The following is a 22198-nucleotide window of genomic DNA, read 5'->3' as shown; positions in this document are numbered from 1 at the left end:
GTTTTGAAATCTGTGAAGATAATTTAACCGATAAAACATACTTTAATAAAGTTTATAAAGAAGCGGTTGAACTTGCTGCTTATCTTTGTAAACAATACAAATTAACGGAGAAAAATATCATCGGCCATTATGAAGGTTATCAAAAGAAGATTGCTAGTAATCATGGTGACCCGCGTCCTTGGTTTTCCAAACATGGAAAGTCAATGGATACATTCCGAGCAGATGTGAAAAAAGAATTAGCAAAAGGAACGACAACTACTAAACCATCAACTGATAGTAAAAAACTATATCGTGTACAGATTGGTGCGTATAGTGTGAAATAGAATGCAGATATGCAGCTGGAGAAAGCGAAGAAAGCTGGGTTTAAAGATGCATTTGTGAAGTATGAGTAAATTAAAAACAACCGTGGAGTACGATTATACTCCTCGGTTGTAACTGAAATTAGTATTTGTTCTTCCACAATCACGCCCGTTTTAATATAGTCCCAAGTCATTTTAAGCATTCTATTGAAACCGCTCCATCTGGGAAATGAATCAGCAGGTTTCCACCAGATGAGAAGTTCGCTTCAAAAGAGAGCATTGCATTGTCAACCGGCAAAAATTCTTCGAATAACCAATAGTCCAATTCACGACTCAATGCAGGTTTTTCATTGTGATAATTAAGATGTCGGAATTGAAATAGTGACGTATCCTTAAAACTCACTTTCCATTTATCGCTACCAGACAAAGTTAGGTGAATATCGGTATGCAGCAGGCTGGTATGTTGAATTTCTACTTTAACAAGTTCGTAATCGTGAAACCCCCAACCATTGAAACGATCGAAAACTGGTTTTGGGAGTCGGTTTACCAACGTTTCGAAAATCTTTCGGTATGCCTTAGCATTTTTGGATACTTCCTCTTCCAACTTCAGTACTTCTATCTCGCTTGTGCAATCCATATTTAATGCCACGTGAGCATCGTATGATAAATATTTCATGTCATTCCACTCTTTTCATTTTTTAGATACTGACTAATTTATTGAATAATCTAATTTTATTATATCCCCAACTACAAACACATATCAACTATTATCGAAATTAATAGAAGAGGGGGTTCGAAACCTCGCTTTTTTTCGCATATAGGTAGAAGAATATTTAGGAGGAAATCCATATGCGAATGACAAGACTCTCACCTAATGATCAAACACTCAGTAATAAACCAACAAAACCAACTGAAAAGCAACTTCAAAATGAACTCAACTTTCTTCTTGCTGAAGAAATGCTCACTAAACTACTTGAAAGAGAACTCATTTCGCCGGAAGAATTCAATCAAATAAGTAAATTAAATCGTAAAAAATTCAATCCTTTATTAGGCCCTTTAATGAGCGATAAACCTTGATATTACAGTGTTCTAACGCTAATATGTCACGTACAAGAAGGGAGGGTGAGTGGATGAGAAAGATAACAACACTCGATGTAGCAACATCTTCAATAGGAAAACCAAAACAAAAGGTCGCTGCCTATATACGAGTATCAACATCAAATGAGGATCAACTTATTAGTTTAGAAACACAAAGACGTCATTACAAAACTTTAATCGAAAAGAATGATGAATGGCAGCTCGTCGATATTTACAGTGATGAAGGTATTACAGGAACAAAAAAGGATAGACGACCAGAATTGCTTCGCTTAATATCTGACTGTGAAAAAGGAAAGATTGACTTCATTTTAACGAAATCAATTAGTCGATTTGCGAGAAACACAATTGACTGTTTGGAACTGGTTAGAAAATTGATGGACTTAGATGTTCACATTTATTTTGAAAAAGAAAACATCAATACAAATTCTATGGAAAGTGAACTCATGCTTTCAATTTTAAGTAGCCTTGCAGAAAATGAATCAGTGTCACTTTCCGAAAACAGTAAATGGTCGATTAGACAACGATTCAAACGTGGAACCTATAAATTATCATATCCACCATACGGTTACCATTATATCGATGAACAAGTAGTTGTAAATGAAGAACAAGCAAAAGTAGTCAAACGGATATTTAATAGTGTGCTTAAAGGAGTGGGAACAGAGCGGATTGCCAGGCAGTTAAACGAAGAAGGTATTCCGACAAAACGAAATGGCAATTGGACAGGGTCTACGATACGTGGAATTGTTAAGAACGAAAAGTACACTGGGGATGTTCTGCTTCAAAAGACTTTTACTGATGAGCATTTTAACCGAAAAATAAATCAAGGTGAATTGGATCAATACCTAATTGAAAATCACCATGAAGCAATCATCACACATGCTGATTTTGAAGCCGCTAATCGGATGCTAGAATATCAAGCAAGCCAAAAGAATGTAGCTGCTGGAAGTAGAAAGTATTTAAATCGCTATCCTTTTTCAGGAAAGATTGAATGTGCGGAATGTGGCGATACCTTTAAAAGAAGAATTCACACTTCCACGCATAGTAAATATATCGCTTGGTGCTGTTCTACACACATTAAAAACAAAGATAAATGTTCGATGCTTTTTATAAGAGAAGAACGTATTCATCAGGCATTTATTACGATGATGAATAAGCTAAAGTTTGGTTATAGTTATGTATTAATCCCACTATCCAAACAACTAGAAACGTCAAACCAAGATGAAAACTATCAAATGATTACCGAAATAGAAGAACAACTCGAAGTTACACAAGATGAACTTAATATATTAATTCAATTAATGACAAAAGGGTTTTTAGAACCAGCAATTTTTAATGAACAGAAAATCGAATTGACCCATCGGCATATGAGGCTAAAAGAAGAAAGAGAACAGTTACTATATTCAATAAATGATGGTTCAAATCAGCTAAATGAAGTGAAGCGGCTCATTAAATATTTTAAGCGGGGAAATTTTATGGCTTCATTTGATGAAGAAACCTTTCAAGATATTGTAAGAAAGGTAATTGTGTATTCACCTAATGAGATAGGATTTCATTTGAAATGTGGCATTACACTTAGAGAAAGGATTGAACGCTGATGGCACACACACCTTTTGGATATAAAATAGTAAACGGCAAAATTGAAACTCATGCCAGAGAATCTGAGCAATTAAAGCTTTTAATCCAGTCATACTTATCTGGAAAATCTTTAGCTAATGCAGCAAAATATACTGGTATTAATCGATCACATGGTGGAATTACTAGAATATTAACAGATGAAAGGTATCTAGGGAATGAAATATTCCCTAGATTAATTTCAAAAAAGCAATTTGAACAGTTGAAGGAAGAAAGGTTTAAACGAGCGAAAAAACTAGGGCGTTTAAATAGAACGAAAGCGGAAGAAACATTTACACCCAGTTTTAAATTTACAATCGGAAAAGTAGAAAACAAATACGACAATCCAATTAAACAAGCAGAATATGTATACAGCTTAATAAAAAAAGAGGTGACTTAAAATGTCATTAGCAAGAAGCGTAACAGTTATCCCGGCAAGAAGAAGGGGAAGTAATGTCGATGCAGAGGATAAGAAAAAGTTGAAAGTGGCAGCTTATTGCCGGGTATCAACAGATAGCGAAGAACAAGCAACCAGTTATGAAGTTCAAGTAGAACATTATACTTCCTATATTCAGAACAATCCTGAATGGGAACTTGCAGGTATCTATGCGGACGATGGAATATCTGGGACAAATACCAAAAAGCGTGAGAAGTTTAATAAGATGATTGAGGATAGCATGAATGGAAAAATTGACATGATTATCACAAAATCCATCAGTCGTTTTGCGAGAAACACGCTGGACTGTTTAAAGTACATCAGGCAATTGAAAGATAAAGAAATACCTGTGTTTTTTGAAAAAGAAAACATCAATACAATGGATGCCAAAGGAGAAATTATGCTCACCATCATGGCATCTCTGGCACAACAAGAAAGTCAGTCACTTAGCCAAAACGTAAAACTTGGCATTCAATACCGATATCAGCAAGGTGAGGTGCAAGTGAACCATAATCGTTTTCTAGGCTATACCAAAGATGAGAACAACAAACTAGTCATCAATCCAAAACAAGCGAAAGTTGTGAAACGGATTTACCGGGAATATTTAGAAGGAGCAAGTTTAGTTCAAATAGCACGTGGACTTGAAACGGATGAGATACTTACCGCAGCTCAACGGTCTAAGTGGCGGCCAGAGTCGATTAAAAAGATACTGCAAAATGAAAAGTATATCGGGGACGCATTACTTCAAAAAACATATACCGTAGATTTTTTAACGAAAAAACGAGTTGTAAATAACGGGCATGTTCCACAATATTATGTTGAAAATAACCACGAACCAATCATTCCAAGAGAGATTTATTTACAAGTTCAAGAAGAAATGATGCGAAGAGCAAATATTCGAAACGGAAAAACTGGAAAGAAACGAGTGTATAGCAGCAAGTATGCCTTGTCGAGCATTGTCTTTTGCAAAGAATGTGAAGATGTTTTCCGAAGGGTACATTGGAATAACCGAGGATACAGATCTATCGTGTGGCGATGCGTTAGCAGGCTAGAAGGAAAAACGCATCTTTGCAATGCAGAAACAATAAGAGAAGATGAACTTCACCAAGCCGTAGTACAAGCTATCAATGAAGTGTTGGGAAACAAAGATAATTATTTAAATATATTAATAGAAAATATTGAAACAGTTTTGAATGAAAAAGCAGATAAACCAACAGCTGATATTGATGAAAAACTAGAAGAACTTCAAATAGAACTTCTCAGGCTTGCGAATTCAAAAGAAGATTATGATGATGTAGCCGATGAAATATATCGACTGCGGGAATTGAAGCAGGAAGTAATGTTGGAAAATGCTGAACGTGAAGGACTCAGGCAACGAATCGAAGAAATGACAAAGTTTTTAAAGGAACAAACGCAGCAATTTGAAGTGTACGATGACTTACTTATAAGGCGATTGATTGAGAAGATTACGATTCGTGACAGGGAGTTAACAATTGAATTTAAATCAGGAATTGAAATCGAAAAGGATATTTAAAATACATGGAGATTTAATTCTAATACATTTTAACATTTGTATAACATATATTACTCCACCCCTTTAAGTTAACATAATTAAAATGGAAGATAAAAATTCAACAGATACCAAAACAACAATTTTTATTTGTTTTTTGGTATCTGTTTTGAATTTCTTTAAGATAAATTACAGTAATATTTTATTAAAAAATAAAATGAAACATAATCAGGCTTTGAGGTGAATTTACGTGAAGAGCAATGCTAAAGCTTAAAAAATACCTATCTAACAAAGGTGAATTTTTATTTTTATCATATTATGTAAATGCATGTAAATGAATAGTTGTTTTTAAGGATATGTTATTTTTAATTGCTTCATTTCATATTGACTGGAACGGTCAATTTTGATATACTTTTAATGACCGGTCGGGTCATTATTTTATAAAGAAAGGTGGTTTTGATCATTTATTCAAAATTTAATAACTTAAAACCAGAAAAACAAAAGCAAATTATTAACGCAGCTATAAAAGAATTTGTCCAAAGTGGTTTTGAAAAAGCATCTACTAACGAAATTGTAAAAAGAGCTAATATTTCAAAAGGCTCGCTGTTTAACTATTTTAACAGTAAAAAGGATCTTTACTTGTACTTGATTGAGTATGGTAGTCAAGTAATCATGAATCTAAATGAACAAATTGACTTGTCTGAAACTGATCTATTTAAAAGAATCGAAAGAGTTGGTTTACAAAAGTTCTATGTTCAACAAAAGTACCCACAGGCATTCGATTTCTTGGCATCAACTAAACAAGAGGAGTCTGTAGAAGTCAAGGATATCATTAAACAAAGGCTCAATCCAATCTATAATCAAGCCATGAATAAATTATATAAAGACATTGATTACTCTAAATTCCGGGAAGGAATTGATATTGAAAAAGCAATTGAAATTTTGAATTGGACGATGTTTGGTATAGGAGAGAAAGGACTAAAGGAATTGGTTACCTTTGAGGATATTGGTAAATTTGGAGAGAAATATCTAGAAGAGTGGAACGTTTATGCCGAATTACTGAAATACAGCTTTTATAAATAAAACTGAATTAAAGGTGTATTGAAATGAAAACATAGTAGTTTTAGATTTTTATCTAAAAAATTTTAAAAGAGGGTGTCTATATTATGACCGATATTGTAAAGGTACAAGGATTACAAAAAAAGTTTGGTAAATTTCAAGCATTGCGTGACGTGTCGTTCACGATAAAGTCAGGGGAAGTGGTTGGGTTTATTGGTCCTAATGGTGCTGGGAAATCTACAACTATTCGTGCCCTATTAGGTATTATAAAACGTGATGCTGGTATTGCCGAGATATTCGGTAAGGACGTTTGGAAGGATAGTCTTGAAATTCATAAGCGCATTTCTTATGTCCCTGGAGATGTTGCCCTTTGGGGAAGTTTAACGGGGGGAGAAATTATCGATCTCTTCATCAAATTACATGGTAGTGGAGATAAAGAAAAGCGCGATTATTTAATTAAACGTTTTGAATTAGACCCTAAGAAAAAAGCCAAAGGATATTCAAAAGGCAATCGTCAAAAAGTTGGATTGATTGCAGCATTATCTGTTGATTCTGATTTATATATTTTTGATGAACCGACATCTGGTCTTGATCCTTTAATGGAACAAGTTTTCCAAGAAGAAGTTGAAAAAATTAAAGCATCTGGTAAAGCTATTTTATTGTCCTCCCATATTTTAAGTGAGGTAGAACGATTAGCAGATAAGGTTGTAATTATACGCCAAGGTGAAATTGTTGAAACTGGAACCCTTGATGAATTACGACATTTAACTCGGTCTACTGTCACTTTAGTGACAAGTGGAGATGTATCAAAAATGGCTTTTGTAGATGGAGTACATGATTTTATTCAAAATGATAGCCAAGCAACATTCTCTGCCGATAATCAATTTCTCAATAATATCTTGATTGAAGCTAGCAAATTAGGTGTCACAAGGTTTGAATCTATACCGCCAACACTCGAAGATTTGTTTATGCGTCATTATGAAAGTTAAGCCGTGGGAAGGAGGAAAAATTATTATGAAAGAAAAATTCGCTCGTTGGGACACATTGTTTTTACAGTATTTAAAACGAGATTGGAAAAAAAATATTATATGGGTATTGGGACTTGGCATGTTTTCGGCTGGATTTGTTCCAGCTTTCAAAGAAATAGCAAAAGGGCAAGGTTTAGTCGGAATGTTCGAAACTTTGCAAAACCCCGCAATGATCTCTATGGTGGGTCCGACTCCAGTTGAAACAGGAGCTGATTATACCTTAGGAGCAATGTATGCGCATGAAATGTTGTTGTTTTGTGGTTTGTTTGCGATGATAATATCTATTTTACACGTGATAGGTCATACTCGTAAAGAAGAAGATCTTGGCCTTACTGAGCTAGTGCGTTCATTTCAAATAGGTCGTCAAGCAAATTCTCTTGCAGCAATAGCAGAGATAGTCTTCATCAATGGTATACTAGCACTTTTTATTGCAGGAGTAATGATAAGTTTCGGGGCCGATACGATTTCTATTCATGGTTCCGTGTTATACGGGGCATCAATCGGAATGGCAGGGATTATTGGTGCTGGGATTGCTTTAATAATGGCACAAATTATGCCCACGTCATCGGCTGCAACGGGATCATCTTTTGGGATTGTGGGATTACTTTACATTGTTCGTGCTGGAACAGATGTCTCCAATGTTGACTTATCTATGATGAATCCTTTGGGATGGACATATTTAACTTTTCCTTTTACAGATAATAATTGGTTTCCACTTATTTTTGCTTTAATTTTCAGTATAATAGTGGTGTTCATAGCTTTTTCACTTGAAGGTGGCCGCGATATGGGGGCTGGCTATTTACCGCAAAAAGAAGGGCGTGAAAGTGCAAAGCAGTCTTTACTGTCCGTCCGGGGATTATTTATAAAGATTAATAAAGGTGTCATCATTAGTTGGTTAATCGCATTTGTTGTTATGGGTGCTGCCTATGGTTCGATTTATGGAGATATGCAGACATTCCTAGAAAGTAATGAAATGATGAAACAAATGTTTTCTCACGCAGGATTTTCTATTGAAGAATCATTCACGGGCACAATTATGATGGTTTTGATTGGTTTGGTTTCTATTCTACCAATTGCGATTGTAAATAAACTCTTTTCTGAAGAAAGCCGATTACACTTAAGTCAGATTTATGCAACAAAAGTAACTCGCAGTCAATTGTATTGGACTAGTATAGGGTTATCGATATTAGGAGGATTATTAGGAGTTTTATTAGCAGCAGGTAGTCTTGGAGGTACTGCTATCTCTACGATGGGGAATAGCGGAGAGATGGATATAGTTGACTTTCTTGCTGCTGGCTTTAACCTTTTCCCTTCTGTTTTATTCTTTATAGGTCTAGCAGCGTTAGCTCTTGGATGGGCACCGAAACTAGGTAAAGTAGTGTATATTTATCTTACATTCTCTTTTTTATTAAATTATTTTAGCGGCTTAATAGACCTTCCGGAATGGTTTTTAAATACTGCTATACAAAGTTGGATACCTCAAATGCCAATGGATGATTTTGAAGCATCAGTTTTTCTTACAGTTACTATGATTAGCATTGCTTTAATAGTAATAGGTTTCTTGGGTTATAGTAGACGGGATATGAATGAAGGAGCTTAAACTGATTGAATAGTAAATCGTGTAAACTAATGATTTAAATTCTGGTGTTGTAGGTTTTAACATTAATCGATGAAACCAATTAAATTTTATTATTGCAGGTTTCATATATTTAATAAGGATAGATGTATTCTAAACTAGAATTATATTTCGATTCTTTTGGCAACCATTAGAAAGGTAGTCGATATGTTCCCACGAACGTACAAATTAGTCGATATGTTTCCACATACGACCGATTTGATGAAAATCGCAAATACATCCATTCTATCAACTCGTCCCATGTTGAGGCTGTTGCGAGGTTGGAGAGGAAATTTGTCTAGTTAAAAAATAAATCACCTAGTAAAAATAAACATTTCCGATTCTGACCCTGATTTCGTTATAATAAACATTTCCGATTTCGGGGTCTTTTTCTTGAAAACCCTTGCTACTACTAGGTTTATTCTTTTTTCGGGCTTCTTTTATTTCGGTTATCTTTATTCCAACTCTGAAAAAACAGTGAAAAAGTGTGTGAAAAACAGGCGAAAAAGCGGTGTTTTTGGGGTTGAAAAGTGTGAAAATGGGGGTTCGGTCGGAAATCTTTATTTTAACTCGGACGAAGGAATGCGGGTTTGGGAGTGGCGTTTTCGGTGATTTATTTTTTCATGTAACATAGTTAGAAAGAAGAATTAAATTTAGTTTGTAATATTGCATCCATAATATGGAATAAAGGAGTTAAGAGGATCAGTAGGATTCTAATATGAATTCAATAGTTATATCTAAATGAATGATTTTCAAATTGAATTCGGAAGGGATTCAACTAGATAGCATTGGGCTAAACATATAAAGGAGTAATCTAATATTTCAATGCCGTTAAGCTGTACGAATATATGTATTGATGTACATGGAACGTGGCAAAGCGTGTTACCGTAGACAGCAATTGTTGGTTTTTGAAATAAAGGTATCTCCCTGTAACTCTCTCCTTCCCCACGTAACTTTGTTCTTCCCTAATGGAACTAAGTTGGTATCGAAGTGGTAAAGGAAACAGGAAGAGCAGCGGGCAGTCTAACATGTACTCAGTCGTTTTTCAATCGGCTTTTTCAATAAAAGTTCAATATAAATTCGGGACGGATCCAATCGGCTTTCGTCCCTTTTTATTTTCACCAAAATTGGGGGTAAGTCTAGTCCAACTCTATGTCGTTACTGGATTCAATAAGTACCAAATCCCATTTCAATTGTTTTCCTAACCCTATAAATCCAACGGATTTTCATTCTCTATTCAGTATGTTTCCTAACTGTAACACCATCCCAAAACTGCTACCTTTTCAATCTTTTCTCCTGATTCTTCCTTCTGTTTCAGGGAAGAACTTAGTTACAATAGCGGAATATTCTATACAATCCGTAACGGAAAAAAGAGGGGAAAAACAGGCGGTTGAGGGAAAACTTAGTTCCATTTCCTTGAGGCGTAATAGAGCGGTTGAAGCGTTGGGGAAGGACTAAGTTACAGATACATATAATAGAAGAAAGAAAATGATAAGAGATAAGTGGAAATAGGATAGGCTTAGTCCTTCTGGCTAGATTAAAGACATCTCACAGATTTGGTATAGCATTCAGCAATCGGGCTATTAGCTAAGCAATAGTAGCTCACAATTTTTTGCGATGTTAATCTAATAATCATTTGACTATTAGAATATATAGCTGTAAAATTACAATTGATATTAACAGTCAAACGAATATTTGAATATATAAACTGACACAATGGATCAAGAGAAAAATGAAACTTATTCAAATATTTAAGGATTGGAGTGATTCGCTTTGGTAACAACAATCGTATCGGCTATTGTCTCATACATAGCGACAAGTATTGATTACATTGTCATATTAGTTGTTCTATTTGCTCAAAATGAGAGGAGAAAAAAGGCTGTTAGAGATATTTTTTTAGGACAATATTTAGGATTTACTATACTAATTGCCATTAGTCTATTGGCAGCTTTTGGACTTACATTAATACCGCAACACTGGATTGGATTACTTGGTTTGGTTCCAATATTCATCGGTCTAAAGGTTTTGTTTGAAAAAGAAGACGATGCCGACGAACAAGGAGAATCTATAGATACGAGTCAATTCACCAGTTTTATACTTAGTGTAGCAGTCATTATGTTAGCCGCTGGTGGAGATAACTTAGGAGTATATATTCCTTATTTTACGACCTTAGCCACTCTTGAATTAGTAGTTACGATTATCATTTATTATGTTTTAGCTGCAGTATTATTATATCTATGCCGGCGTATAGCAGCTGTAAAAGGTGTATCTGAAACAGTGGAAAAATACGAAAGAATTATTGTTCCAATTGTATTTGTAGCTTTAGGTATTATGATTATGTATGAAAATGGAACTTTCAGTTGGATACTAAATTGGATTAATTAAGATTTTAAAGTTACATTAAAAAATTGTCTAAGAAGTCTAAAACAAACAATCAAACAATCATTTGACTATTTGTTTATAGTGAGATATATTATGAGTATAATTAATATACAAATAACTATTTGAATGTGAGGGAAATATTATGACAAAAGATATTTGTGAAGTTACCTGTATTCACGAAGATAAAGTAAACAGGGCTAAAAATGATCTTGCTAAACAAAACCCTATGGAAGTAGCAAAGGTTTTTAAGGCTCTGTCAGATGATACAAGGGTTAAAATTGCTTACGTTTTGTCTTTAGAGGGAGAGTTATGTGTTTGTGATGTAGCGAATATTATTGAATCTTCAAAGGCTACGGCATCCCATCATTTAAGATTATTGAAAAATCTAGGTATAGCAACATATCGTAAAGAAGGGAAGTTAGTCTATTATTCACTAGATGATGAGCATGTTAAACAGCTCGTAGAAAAAGCCTTCGTTCATCAGAGGGAGGTAATGAAAGTTGGATAATACAGCAAAAACCTTAACAGAAGATAAAAATGTTTACCGTGTTGAGGGGTTCTCATGTGCAAATTGTGCTGGTAAGTTTGAAAAAAATGTAAAAGGACTACCAGGAGTGCAAGATGCTAAAGTCAATTTCGGAGCTTCTAAAATTGATGTCTTCGGCAGTGCAACCGTTGAAGAACTAGAAAAGGCTGGTGCTTTCGAGAATCTTAAAGTGGCACCAGAGAAAACTAGAAGACGGGTCGAACCTGTGGTAATTGTAGATGAAAACGTTTACCGTGTTGAAGGTTTCTCCTGTGCAAGCTGTGCAACGAAATTCGAAAAGAATGTAAAACAAATAACGGGAATCCAGGATGCAAAAGTAAACTTTGGAGCTTCTAAAATTGATGTTTACGGAAACACAACCGTTGAAGAACTTGAAAAAGCAGGTGCTTTCGAGAGTCTTAAAGTATTTCCTGAAAAACTAGCGAATCAAACGATACAAGAGGTCAAAGAGGACAGTAAGGCTCATAAAGAAGAGAAAATACCATTTTATAAAAAACACAGTACATTACTATTTGCCTCATTACTTATTGCTTTTGGTTATCTTTCTCACTTTGTGAATGGAGAAGATAACCTGGTAACTTCAATGTTATTTGTAGTTTCGATTGTAATTGGAGGGTATTCACTATTTAAAGTTGGTTTTCAAAATTTGATACGCTTTGATTTCGACATGAAAACCCTGATGACAGTTGCCGTTATTGGAGCGGCCATCATCGGTGAATGGGCAGAGGCGTCCATTGTTGTCATTCTATTTGCAATCAGTGAAGCACTTGAACGTTTCTCTATGGACAGAGCAAGACAATCCATTCGTTCATTGATGGATATTGCTCCTAAAGAAGCACTTGTCAGACGAAATGGACAGGAAATAATGATCCATGTAGATGATATTGTTGTAGGCGATATTATGATTGTCAAACCAGGGCAAAAAATTGCCATGGATGGGCTAGTTGTGAATGGCTTATCGGCTGTCAATCAGGCAGCTATAACAGGAGAATCAGTTCCTGTTGCCAAAACGGTAGATGATGAAGTATTTGCAGGTACGCTTAACGAAGAGGGTCTGTTAGAAGTAAAAATAACTAAATATGTAGAAGACACAACTATCGCCAAGATTATTCATCTTGTTGAGGAAGCACAAGGGGAGCGTGCTCCAGCCCAAGCATTCGTAGATAAGTTTGCAAAATATTACACTCCGATCATTATGGTTATTGCAGCCTTGGTTGCAGTCGTTCCACCTTTATTCTTTGGTGGAGGTTGGGATACATGGGTTTACCAAGGATTAGCAGTACTTGTAGTTGGGTGTCCTTGTGCATTAGTAATTTCTACTCCAATTTCGATTGTTTCGGCAATTGGAAATGCTGCTAAAAAAGGTGTGTTGATTAAAGGCGGTGTCTATTTGGAGGAATTGGGAGCCATCAAGGCAATCGCATTTGATAAAACAGGAACACTGACAAAAGGTGTACCTATGGTAACAGATTTTAAAGTATTAAATAATCAAGTGGAAGAAAAAGAACTATTTTCCATCATTACAGCTTTAGAATATCGTTCACAACATCCACTGGCTTCAGCAATTATGCAGAGGGCTGAGCAAGATAATATTCCTTATTCGAATGTGCAAGTGGAAGACTTCACTTCGATTACTGGGCGAGGTATAAAAGGGGTTGTAAACGGAACAACCTATTATATTGGTAGTCCAAGACTTTTTAAGGAATTAAATGTTTCCGATTTTAGTCTTGAGTTTGAAAACAATGTGAAAATACTACAAAATCAAGGAAAAACAGCCATGATCATTGGAACGGAACAAACAATCCTCGGTGTAATTGCCGTTGCAGATGAAGTACGTGAAACAAGCAAAAATGTGATTCAAAAACTTCACCAGTTAGGAATTAAGCACACAATAATGCTGACTGGTGATAATCAAGGTACCGCAAATGCAATCGGTGCACATGTAGGCGTATCTGATATTCAATCCGAATTGATGCCACAGGATAAATTAGATTTTATTAAAAAAATGCAATTGGAGCATGGTAATGTAGCTATGATTGGCGATGGTGTTAATGATGCTCCTGCACTTGCTGCATCCACTGTCGGAATAGCAATGGGCGGGGCTGGTACAGATACTGCAATCGAAACTGCTGATATTGCCTTAATGGGAGACGATTTAAGCAAACTTCCATTCGCAGTAAGACTCAGTCGAAAAACGCTAAATATCATCAAAGCTAACATCACTTTTGCTATTGGAATTAAATTAATTGCTTTACTATTGGTTATTCCAGGCTGGTTAACGCTTTGGATTGCTATTCTTTCAGATATGGGAGCTACTATTTTGGTAGCATTAAATAGTTTGCGACTGATGAGAGTAAAAGAATAGTACACTTTCCCCAAGAGTTAGATCTACATTCTAATTCTTGGGATTTTTCCATTTAGCTAGACCATAGAAGAAAGTGAAAAAGCCAGAAGTATAGGTATACTCAATTATAAGGGCAGAACTTGAATAAGAGAATATTAATATTATACTTGACCGTGTACTAAGGTACAGGGTCTATTATGTTTATAGAGGTGAATAATTTGAGCTATCGAATTAGCGTATTTGCTGAAAAATGCGGTGTAAATAAAGAAACAATAAGATATTATGAAAAGAAAGAGTTATTAAAAGAGCCTATTCGAACCGATGCAGGTTATAGGATATATACGGATGATGATGTTAAGCGTGTGAAATTTATCAAAAGACTGCAAGACCTTGGATTTTCATTGAGTGAAAGCTATAAATTACTTGGTGTTGTTGATAATGATAACGTACGCTGCCAAGGTATGTATGAATTTGTATTGAGAAAGGAGAAAGAGATTCAAAAACAAATTGCAGATTTAAAAAGAACAGAGTCCATGTTACAAGATTTAAAAAACAGGTGTCCTGATCAAAAAGCAATACACCAATGTCCAATTATTGAATGGTTAGTATTTGATTAAACATATCATCAATTTTATAAATGAGGGAGAATTAAATGATGAGAAAATATCGTGTTAAAATCAACGGAATGACCTGTACAGGGTGTGAACAACATATTGATACTGTATTAACCAGTATAGGCGGTAAAAATATCGAAACCAATTTTCAACGTGGTGAATCTGTATTTGAATTACCTGATGGAATTAATGCTGAGAAGGTAAAACAGGCAATTAAGCAAGCAAAATACCAAGCTGTAGAAATAGATGAAATTTCGACGCAGAAGCCAAAAGATATTGAATTAGATAATAAAAAAAGTTATGATTTACTCATCATTGGTTCAGGAGGGGCAGCTTTTTCTGCTGCGATTAAATCAATTGAATACGGTGCAAAAGTTGGAATGATTGAGCGTGGAACAGTAGGAGGGACTTGTGTAAATATTGGCTGTGTTCCATCAAAAACACTTCTTAGAGCAGGGGAAATCAATCATTTAGTAAAAACAAATCCATTCATAGGTATACAAACATCTGCTGGGGAAGTCGATTTAGCCTCTTTGGTGAATCAAAAGAATGAATTAGTTAGCGAACTTCGAAATCAAAAATATATAGATTTAATTGATGAATATCGCATTGATTTAATAAAGGGTGAAGCTAAGTTTGTTGATGAAAATACAGTTAAGGTAAATGGGGAGAAACTTTCTGCAAAACGCTTTTTAATTGCAACAGGTGCTTCGTCATCTATACCAATGATTTCAGGACTTAATGAAGTGGACTATCTAACAAGTACAACGCTACTCGAATTAAAAAAGGTGGCTAAACGATTAACTGTTATTGGTTCAGGCTATATCGGATTGGAACTTGGACAGCTATTTCATAATTTAGGTTCAGAAGTCACACTTATACAAAGAAGTGATCGGCTATTAAAAGAGTATGACCCAGAAATTTCAGAAGCTGTAGAAAGAGTCTTAATCGAGCAGGGTATAAACCTTATTAAAGAGGTAACTTATGAGCGTATAGAACAAGTTGGAGAGATAAAAAAGGTTAATATAACGGTAGATGGTAAGAAAAAAGTCGTAGAATCAGAGCAACTACTTATTGCAACAGGAAGAAAGCCAAATACGGATTCCTTAAATTTAAGTGCAGCAGGTGTTAAAATCGGAAAACGAAATGAAATCCTGATAAATGATTATGCTAGAACAAGTAATGAGAAGATTTATGCAGCAGGAGATGTAACATTAGGGCCCCAATTTGTTTATGTAGCAGCCTATGAAGGTGGAATTGTTGCTGATAATGCGATTGGTGGGTTAAATAAAAAATTAGATTTATCCGTTGTTCCTGGTGTTACATTTACAAATCCATCGGTTGCAACAGTTGGGTTAACTGAAGAACAAGCAAATGAAAAAGGCTATGAAGTAAAAACATCTGTATTATCTTTAGATGCCGTTCCAAGAGCACTAGTAAATCGTGAAACGACAGGTGTATTTAAGATTGTTGCTGATGCTAAAACATTAAAAGTTCTTGGGGTTCATATTGTATCCGAAAATGCAGGAGATGTAATTTATGCAGCTTCGTTAGTAGTAAAGCATGGTTTAACCGTCGACGATTTAAAAGATAGCCTTGCACCATATTTAACAATGGCTGAAGGGCTAAGGCTAGCTGCTCTTACATTTGATAAAGATGTTTCGAAATTATCTTGTTGTGCAGGGTAAAGTACTGATTTTATGGGGCAGGTTAGTAAAGGAGTAATTGTTTCCGTTTCACCACAAATGAGTCATCTTGTGAAATAAAGAGTAAAGGCTATCCAAACTTAAAGGACAGCCTTCTTTTTTCTTGTGTAAAGTAGTATCTGCGAGACAATGGCGAGCACTGGTAATTCAATCAAAGGTCCAATAACTAAAGCTAGAGCAATGAGAGGCTGATCAGGGAATGCGGTCACAGCTATAGCCAAAGAAACTGGTGAATTTCTTGCAATAATCGTCATATTTAAGCTAACTGAATCTGCATAGGAAAACTTTAAAAACCTTCCAACTAAGCGTCCTACTACATAGTTAATAACAAAAAACAACAAAACTGGAATAATTAAAATGTAAATGACTTCTAGGTTTTCAAGCAAGTAAGAACCTTGGGAAGCAAACATTGCCATAATAGCCAATGATAAAAAGAAAATCTGAGCATTGGCGAAAAAAGGGATAATCTTTTTATTTAAAACTGATTTTTTTCTTAGTAAGAATCGAGTAAGATGAGCAAGTACAAAAGGAATAATCAATACAATCAATATACTCTCTATAAGCGTTGATATGGGTATCGTTTCAATAGTTCCGGCAAATAGTAACAAATATATTGGCAAAAGTACGACTTGTAAAATTAAGTTAATCGGTAAAACTGATGTTGAAAGAGATACATTTCCTTTTGCAATGCCAGTAAATGCGAGATACCAATCTGTACAAGGTGTCACCATAAGCATAATAAAACCGATCCATAAAGCTGGATAATCAGCTAAGAAAATGGAACCCAAACCCCAAGCTATTACTGGTGTCCATATAAAATTTATGATTGTGTTAGCTCCAAGGAATTTAATGTTTGAAAAAGCCTTTTTTAATTGTTGCAATGGAATTGTTAAAAACAACCCATATAGCATCAAGAATAGAAACGGAATAACTAAAGTCTCCGCATATTGTTCAATCATGTTTACTTGTCCTAATAAAAGTCCTAAACCAACAGCAATTAATATAATAACAGTTTGTAGTTTATCTAATAAGCCCATAGATCAATCACTTTCTTCTTAGAGATAGTTCAGTACAATTTACTTTCTTACAGATTAGTATAATACATTCCGAGAACAATTACTTTTAATGCGTATTATTCCGCAATATAGAGACGTGACTTATACTCTAGTGTAAACAGCTAAAATTAAAGGTATTAGCAGTTGTTACAAAATCATCACATATTTACGTTCTTTTTCATTGTATATATAAGCGAATAGTTATATACTTATTCCATAATAAACAAGAAGGAGGAATGGTTATGCTAAAAACAGCAATTGAAATGGAAAAAGCTGCTGTAATTTTAAAGTTACTTGGTGACAAGACACGATTGACAATGATGAAATTAATGGATGATCATGCTTGTTGTGTATGTGAATTCGTGGAAATATTTCAAATGAGTCAACCAGCAATTAGTCAACATTTACGTAAGCTGAAAGATTTAGGATTAGTCGAGGAGGAAAGAAAAGGGCAATGGATCTTTTTCTCGGTCAATAAGAATAATGAGTATTATTCCTTTATTAAAGATATTCTCGATCAATTGCCAAGTCAAAACGATAAAATAAAGGAATTAGAAGAAAACGGTACACGAATTTCTTGTTGTTAAATTGGAGGTATTATTTTGTCAACAATGCTTATACTCGCAATTTTAATTTTTATAGCGACCCTAGTCTTCGTAATTTGGCAGCCAAAAGGTTTAAACATTGGCTGGTCTGCAATGGGCGGAGCAGTTATTGCTTTATTAGTGGGGGTCGTAGGGTTTAGTGATGTAATCGAAGTAACAGAAATTGTATGGAATGCAACCCTTGCCTTTGTTGCCATTATTCTTATCTCTTTAATATTAGATGAGATAGGATTATTTGAATGGGCTGCTTTACATATGGCCCGATTTGCAAAGGGCAATGGAATAAAAATGTTTGTCTATATCAGTATATTAGGTGCAATTGTTGCCGCCTTATTTGCGAATGATGGTGCAGCATTGATCCTAACACCAATCGTACTTGCAATGGTGCGTAATTTGAATTTCAAAGAAAAAATGATTTTTCCGTTTATCATGGCGAGTGGATTTATTGCTGATACAACTTCATTGCCATTTATTGTAAGTAACCTTGTAAATATAGTGTCTGCAGACTTCTTTGGTATTGGATTTGTTGAGTATGCTTTACGAATGTTCATTCCAAATATATTTTCACTAATTGCAACTATTTCGGTGTTACTGATTTATTTTAGAAAAAGTATTCCAAAATCATATGATGTTACTAAATTAGGTGAACCTAAAGATGCAATTAGGGATCATAGAATGTTTCGGTTATCATGGTATGTCCTAGCTTTATTAGTAATTGGATACTTTACAAGCGAATTTATTAATATACCTGTTTCTATTATTGCGGGAACCATTGCCATATTCTTCATCATTATGGCTAGACAAAGTAGTGCAGTGAATACAAAAAAAGCTATTAAGGGAGCACCTTGGGATATTGTGTTCTTTTCCATTGGAATGTATGTTGTAGTGTATGGATTAGGAAATGCTGGTCTCACATCTGCACTAGCAAGTGTGATTCAAGCTGTATCCGATGAAGGCTTGTTTGTTGCTACAGTTGGTATGGGGTTCATTGCTGCTTTTCTATCATCTATCATGAATAATATGCCAACGGTATTGATTGACGCTTTAGCAATTGCTGAAACAAATACTTCTGGTGTGTTAAGGGAAGCACTTGTTTATGCAAATATAGTCGGGGCAGATTTAGGTCCAAAGATCACACCAATAGGATCCTTAGCAACCTTAGTATGGCTCCATGTGTTAACTCAAAAAGGTATTAAGATTTCTTGGGGTACCTATTTCAAAACTGGTATTATTTTAACAATACCAATCCTGTTCATCACACTATTAGGTCTATATTTAACGTTGACTATATTCTAAAAAGGAGCATTTGTATGGATAAAAAAACAATTTATCTTTTATGTACTGGTAACTCTTGCAGAAGCCAAATGGCAGAAGGTTGGGCGAAGCAACTTCTTGGAGATGAATGGGAAGTTAGAAGTGCTGGAATTGAGGCACATGGCTTGAACCCGAATGCTGTCAAAGCAATGAATGAAGTAGGAATAGCCATTTCTGACCATGAATCAGAACTGATTGATAAGGAGTACCTCGATAATGCAACGTTAGCAGTAACTCTTTGCGGTGATGCAGCTGATCGTTGTCCAATGACACCGCCACATGTTAGAAGAGAACATTGGGGTTTTGATGATCCTGCAAAGGCAGAGGGAACAGATGAAGAGAAATGGGCTGTTTTCCAGCGAGTTCGTGACGAAATTGGTGAACGAATCAAACGATTTGCTGAAACAGGGGAATAAAAGATAGGCCGTGATCTAATACTCGGGCTTATCTTCTGATTAAGATATAAGGATATAATTATATATTAATGCGAGGAGGACAAAAATGATGAAAAAAGTAGAAATTTTTGATCCAGCAATGTGTTGTTCAACAGGTGTCTGTGGACCAGGTGTTGATCCGAACTTAACAAGGGTTGCTTCAACTGTGTATTCACTGGAACAAAAGGGTGTAGATATTAAGAGATTTAATTTAGCAAATGATCCTGCAGCTTTTGTAGATAATGAAACGGTTAATCGGATACTTCAGGAAAAAGGGGCAGATGCACTTCCTATAACATTTTTAGATGGGGAAGTTGCTAAAGTAGGAGTATATCCAACCAACAAGGAATTTTCGGAATGGTTGGAGGTAAGTGCGGAGGAATTGACCCAGAAACCTCGTGTACGTGTTTCTGTAAAACTCGACTAAAGGAGAATCTTATAATGTATACACTGTATAATCCTAAACAGCATGTCGAAACACCCTATCTATTTTTCACAGGCAAAGGTGGAGTTGGGAAAACATCTGTGGCATGTGCAACAGCAATAGCTCTTGCAGATCAAGGAAAAAAAGTCTTGTTAGTCAGCACAGATCCCGCCTCTAATTTACAGGATGTATTTGAAGTGGAATTATCACGTGAGCCAATAGAAATTCCAAGCGTAAAAAACTTATATGCCAGTAATATTGATCCAGAGGAAGCTGCTAGAGTTTACAGAGAAAAGACAGTTGGACCATATCGGGAAAAACTTCCTGAATCTGTGGTCAATCAGATGGAAGAACAACTTTCTGGAGCATGTACAGTAGAAATAGCTGCATTTGATGAATTCTCTCATTTACTAGCAGACGATAGTATATTTAGTCAGTATGATCATGTGTTGTTTGATACAGCTCCAACTGGTCATACGCTTCGTTTATTAACCTTACCGACAGCGTGGTCAGGCTATCTTGAAGAAGCTACACATGGTGCCTCTTGTTTGGGTCCATTGTCAGGTCTTGGGGATAAGAAGGATATGTACCAAAAAGCAGTTGAATCTCTTTCTGACAGTGGAAAGACGACATTAATCTTAGTTGCGAGACCAGAGGAATCCACCCTCATAGAAGCAAACCGTGCATCCTTAGAACTTGGAGAGATTGGTATTGAAAATCAGTTGCTTATCATAAATGGGTTATTGAACACCCATGACGAAAATGATGGGGTATCTACAGCTTTTTATGAAGGTCAGCAAGAAGCATTAAAGAAAACTCCAGAAGGATTGCAAGAGATTCAAATATTCTCATTACCTTTTGTATACTATTCGCTAACTGGTATTGGACGTCTTCGTCAGATTGTGAGTGATGCACCTTTAGTTGGATTTGAGGATGATGATGAGGGGACTGATTTATCCCCACTTTCAGAACTAAAAGATGTTATAGATGACTTTTCCGCTAAAAATACTCGTGTCATTTTTACGATGGGTAAAGGTGGAGTTGGAAAAACATCTGTTGCTGCAGCAATTGCGGTTGGATTGACGGAAAAAGGACATAAAGTTCACTTAACAACAACTGATCCGGCAGCACACCTTGATTATATGTTTAAAAATAGTGCAATTAATGAAAGTCTATCTATTAGTAGCATTGATCCAGAAGTAGAAGTGGAAAATTACAAAAAAGAAGTAATCACTAATGCTGGCGAGTTGAGTGATGACGAACTTTCATACTTACAGGAAGACCTTGAGTCACCATGTACAGAAGAAATTGCTGTATTCCGTGCATTTGCTGATGTAGTAGAAAGGTCAAAACAAGAAATTGTAGTTATTGATACAGCACCAACTGGGCATACACTTCTCCTACTTGATTCGTCGGAAGCCTATCATAAAGAAATGAGCCGTTCGACAGGTGAAATTCCGGAAAGTGTAAGAAACTTATTACCACGACTCCGTAACCCCGAAGAAACAGGTGTGGTCATAGTTACATTACCAGAAGCAACCCCTGTTTTTGAGGCAAGTCGTTTACAAAATGATTTGAAACGTGCTGAGATTACACCAAAATGGTGGGTCATCAATCGAAGTTTATATGTAACAGGTACAACGGATAATGTTTTAAAAGCACGTGCTGCAAGTGAAAAACAATGGATTAGAAAAGTAAAAGAAGAGATGACAGATAATGCTGCACTTATTCCTTGGATGAAGGAAGTGAAAATCGGTTACGACAATTTAAAAGAATTTGTTCAGTCTTAAACCAGGAGGAGGAATTTAACATGAATATAACAGAAAAGGCTAAAACTAAATTACAGGGTATTTTTGAAGAAAAAGGTGTAGAAGGAATTCGTTTTTACTCAATGGGTGCTGGATGTTGTGGACCGCAATTAGGAATATCTTTAGACGCACCGGAGGAAAATGATATTGTTGAAGAAATTGATGGAATAAAGGTTGCTGTTGATAGGGATGTAAAGGACACCGTCGAGGGTCTAACATTAGATGATGATGAAACACCAAACGGTTCACAATTTGTTTTATTAGGTATGAATCAGTCCTGCTAGAGTACAACACGAGATGTTTTGGAGG

General features: G+C 35.5%; 21 protein-coding genes. 19 read left to right on the top strand and 2 right to left on the bottom strand.

The window, feature by feature from the left end; genetic code table 11:
- Positions 1 to 323 (top strand): N-acetylmuramoyl-L-alanine amidase (locus ACFFIS_RS10165; RefSeq protein ID WP_390187339.1); only part of this gene is annotated, 323 nt, incomplete at its 5' end.
- A 166-nt stretch (positions 324 to 489) separates the two neighbouring features.
- Here the strand turns inward: ACFFIS_RS10165 and ACFFIS_RS10160 are convergent.
- Positions 490 to 975, bottom strand: a complete 486-nt coding sequence (locus ACFFIS_RS10160; RefSeq protein WP_390187337.1) for a hypothetical protein — start codon at positions 973 to 975, stop codon at positions 490 to 492.
- A 173-nt stretch (positions 976 to 1148) separates the two neighbouring features.
- Here ACFFIS_RS10160 and ACFFIS_RS10155 point away from each other — a divergent pair, with 173 nt between their 5' ends.
- From ACFFIS_RS10155 to merA, 12 genes are all read left to right on the top strand, one after another.
- Positions 1149 to 1376, top strand: a complete 228-nt coding sequence (locus tag ACFFIS_RS10155) for an SHOCT domain-containing protein (RefSeq protein ID WP_320378197.1) — start codon at positions 1149 to 1151, stop codon at positions 1374 to 1376.
- A gap of 53 nt (positions 1377 to 1429) precedes the next feature.
- Positions 1430 to 2992: a recombinase family protein gene (locus ACFFIS_RS10150; protein WP_390187335.1), complete on the top strand. Its 1563-nt coding sequence runs from the start codon at positions 1430 to 1432 to the stop codon at positions 2990 to 2992.
- Positions 2992 to 3408, top strand: coding sequence for a recombinase (locus ACFFIS_RS10145; protein WP_390187333.1), 417 nt, complete (start codon positions 2992 to 2994; stop codon positions 3406 to 3408). The genes ACFFIS_RS10150 and ACFFIS_RS10145 overlap by 1 nt, the downstream gene beginning before the upstream one ends.
- A 1-nt stretch (position 3409) precedes the next feature.
- Positions 3410 to 4978: a recombinase family protein gene (locus ACFFIS_RS10140; protein WP_390187331.1), complete on the top strand. Its 1569-nt coding sequence runs from the start codon at positions 3410 to 3412 to the stop codon at positions 4976 to 4978.
- 432 nt (positions 4979 to 5410) lie between these two features.
- Positions 5411 to 6037, top strand: coding sequence for a TetR/AcrR family transcriptional regulator (locus tag ACFFIS_RS10135; RefSeq protein WP_320378200.1), 627 nt, complete (start codon positions 5411 to 5413; stop codon positions 6035 to 6037).
- 83 nt (positions 6038 to 6120) lie between these two features.
- The gene (locus ACFFIS_RS10130) at positions 6121 to 7002 is read left to right on the top strand and encodes an ABC transporter ATP-binding protein (protein WP_390187329.1); all 882 of its coding nucleotides are present in this window, start codon (positions 6121 to 6123) and stop codon (positions 7000 to 7002) included.
- A gap of 25 nt (positions 7003 to 7027) precedes the next feature.
- Entirely contained in the window at positions 7028 to 8641 is a 1614-nt protein-coding gene (locus ACFFIS_RS10125; protein WP_446686910.1) for an ABC transporter permease, read from the top strand.
- A gap of 1788 nt (positions 8642 to 10429) precedes the next feature.
- The gene (locus ACFFIS_RS10120) at positions 10430 to 11041 is read left to right on the top strand and encodes a CadD family cadmium resistance transporter (RefSeq protein ID WP_320378202.1); all 612 of its coding nucleotides are present in this window, start codon (positions 10430 to 10432) and stop codon (positions 11039 to 11041) included.
- Positions 11042 to 11180: 139 nt separating this feature from the next.
- Complete coding sequence (locus tag ACFFIS_RS10115) at positions 11181 to 11546, top strand: ArsR/SmtB family transcription factor (RefSeq protein WP_010652182.1); 366 nt, start codon at positions 11181 to 11183, stop codon at positions 11544 to 11546.
- Positions 11539 to 13950: a heavy metal translocating P-type ATPase gene (locus ACFFIS_RS10110; protein ID WP_320378203.1), complete on the top strand. Its 2412-nt coding sequence runs from the start codon at positions 11539 to 11541 to the stop codon at positions 13948 to 13950. Before ACFFIS_RS10115 ends, ACFFIS_RS10110 begins: the two co-directional genes overlap by 8 nt.
- A gap of 197 nt (positions 13951 to 14147) precedes the next feature.
- On the top strand, positions 14148 to 14546 hold the full coding sequence (merR, locus tag ACFFIS_RS10105) for a mercury resistance transcriptional regulator MerR (protein WP_260049059.1): 399 nt from the start codon (positions 14148 to 14150) through the stop codon (positions 14544 to 14546).
- Positions 14547 to 14584: 38 nt separating this feature from the next.
- Positions 14585 to 16231, top strand: a complete 1647-nt coding sequence (gene merA / locus ACFFIS_RS10100; RefSeq protein ID WP_390187323.1) for a mercury(II) reductase — start codon at positions 14585 to 14587, stop codon at positions 16229 to 16231.
- Between the two features lie 98 nt (positions 16232 to 16329).
- On the opposite strand, the gene ACFFIS_RS10095 is transcribed toward merA, so the two are convergent.
- Positions 16330 to 17286 carry an arsenic resistance protein gene (locus ACFFIS_RS10095; RefSeq protein WP_320378204.1) on the bottom strand — a complete coding sequence of 319 codons (957 nt, stop codon included), beginning with the start codon at positions 17284 to 17286 and terminating at the stop codon, positions 16330 to 16332.
- A 260-nt stretch (positions 17287 to 17546) separates the two neighbouring features.
- Here ACFFIS_RS10095 and ACFFIS_RS10090 point away from each other — a divergent pair, with 260 nt between their 5' ends.
- The 6 genes from ACFFIS_RS10090 to ACFFIS_RS10065 all read left to right on the top strand — a co-directional run bounded on the left by ACFFIS_RS10090 (position 17547) and on the right by ACFFIS_RS10065 (position 22173).
- The gene (locus ACFFIS_RS10090) at positions 17547 to 17891 is read left to right on the top strand and encodes an ArsR/SmtB family transcription factor (protein ID WP_320378205.1); all 345 of its coding nucleotides are present in this window, start codon (positions 17547 to 17549) and stop codon (positions 17889 to 17891) included.
- Between the two features lie 24 nt (positions 17892 to 17915).
- Positions 17916 to 19205, top strand: coding sequence for an arsenic transporter (locus tag ACFFIS_RS10085; RefSeq protein WP_390187345.1), 1290 nt, complete (start codon positions 17916 to 17918; stop codon positions 19203 to 19205).
- A gap of 14 nt (positions 19206 to 19219) precedes the next feature.
- Entirely contained in the window at positions 19220 to 19639 is a 420-nt protein-coding gene (arsC, locus tag ACFFIS_RS10080) for an arsenate reductase (thioredoxin) (protein WP_320378206.1), read from the top strand.
- Positions 19640 to 19727: 88 nt separating this feature from the next.
- Entirely contained in the window at positions 19728 to 20084 is a 357-nt protein-coding gene (gene arsD / locus ACFFIS_RS10075) for an arsenite efflux transporter metallochaperone ArsD (protein WP_390187322.1), read from the top strand.
- Positions 20085 to 20098: 14 nt separating this feature from the next.
- Positions 20099 to 21871: an arsenical pump-driving ATPase gene (gene arsA, locus ACFFIS_RS10070; RefSeq protein ID WP_320378207.1), complete on the top strand. Its 1773-nt coding sequence runs from the start codon at positions 20099 to 20101 to the stop codon at positions 21869 to 21871.
- Between the two features lie 20 nt (positions 21872 to 21891).
- Positions 21892 to 22173 (top strand): HesB/IscA family protein, encoded by a 282-nt coding sequence (locus ACFFIS_RS10065; RefSeq protein ID WP_320378208.1) that lies wholly within the window; start codon positions 21892 to 21894, stop codon positions 22171 to 22173.
- Positions 22174 to 22198: the final 25 nt, after the last annotated feature.

The organism is Paracerasibacillus soli, assembly GCF_042432965.1.
Lineage (GTDB): Bacteria > Bacillota > Bacilli > Bacillales > Amphibacillaceae > Paracerasibacillus > Paracerasibacillus soli.
The sequence above is the reverse complement of the archived record's forward strand: the minus strand, read 5'-3'. Positions and strand labels throughout refer to the sequence as shown.

Excerpts from the sequence above, each read along its gene's own strand:
- ACFFIS_RS10150 (WP_390187335.1), top strand. The coding sequence starts at position 1,430 with ATGAGAAAGATAACAACACTCGATGTAGCAACATCTTCAATAGGAAAA.
- ACFFIS_RS10095 (WP_320378204.1), bottom strand. The coding sequence starts at position 17,286 with ATGGGCTTATTAGATAAACTACAAACTGTTATTATATTAATTGCTGTT.
- arsA (WP_320378207.1), top strand. The coding sequence starts at position 20,099 with ATGTATACACTGTATAATCCTAAACAGCATGTCGAAACACCCTATCTA.
- ACFFIS_RS10065 (WP_320378208.1), top strand. The coding sequence starts at position 21,892 with ATGAATATAACAGAAAAGGCTAAAACTAAATTACAGGGTATTTTTGAA.
- ACFFIS_RS10155 (WP_320378197.1), top strand. The coding sequence starts at position 1,149 with ATGCGAATGACAAGACTCTCACCTAATGATCAAACACTCAGTAATAAA.
- ACFFIS_RS10085 (WP_390187345.1), top strand. The coding sequence starts at position 17,916 with ATGCTTATACTCGCAATTTTAATTTTTATAGCGACCCTAGTCTTCGTA.
- ACFFIS_RS10115 (WP_010652182.1), top strand. The coding sequence starts at position 11,181 with ATGACAAAAGATATTTGTGAAGTTACCTGTATTCACGAAGATAAAGTA.
- ACFFIS_RS10090 (WP_320378205.1), top strand. The coding sequence starts at position 17,547 with ATGCTAAAAACAGCAATTGAAATGGAAAAAGCTGCTGTAATTTTAAAG.
- arsD (WP_390187322.1), top strand. The coding sequence starts at position 19,728 with ATGAAAAAAGTAGAAATTTTTGATCCAGCAATGTGTTGTTCAACAGGT.
- ACFFIS_RS10130 (WP_390187329.1), top strand. The coding sequence starts at position 6,121 with ATGACCGATATTGTAAAGGTACAAGGATTACAAAAAAAGTTTGGTAAA.
- ACFFIS_RS10140 (WP_390187331.1), top strand. The coding sequence starts at position 3,410 with ATGTCATTAGCAAGAAGCGTAACAGTTATCCCGGCAAGAAGAAGGGGA.
- ACFFIS_RS10160 (WP_390187337.1), bottom strand. The coding sequence starts at position 975 with ATGAAATATTTATCATACGATGCTCACGTGGCATTAAATATGGATTGC.
- ACFFIS_RS10145 (WP_390187333.1), top strand. The coding sequence starts at position 2,992 with ATGGCACACACACCTTTTGGATATAAAATAGTAAACGGCAAAATTGAA.
- arsC (WP_320378206.1), top strand. The coding sequence starts at position 19,220 with ATGGATAAAAAAACAATTTATCTTTTATGTACTGGTAACTCTTGCAGA.
- merA (WP_390187323.1), top strand. The coding sequence starts at position 14,585 with ATGAGAAAATATCGTGTTAAAATCAACGGAATGACCTGTACAGGGTGT.
- ACFFIS_RS10125 (WP_446686910.1), top strand. The coding sequence starts at position 7,028 with ATGAAAGAAAAATTCGCTCGTTGGGACACATTGTTTTTACAGTATTTA.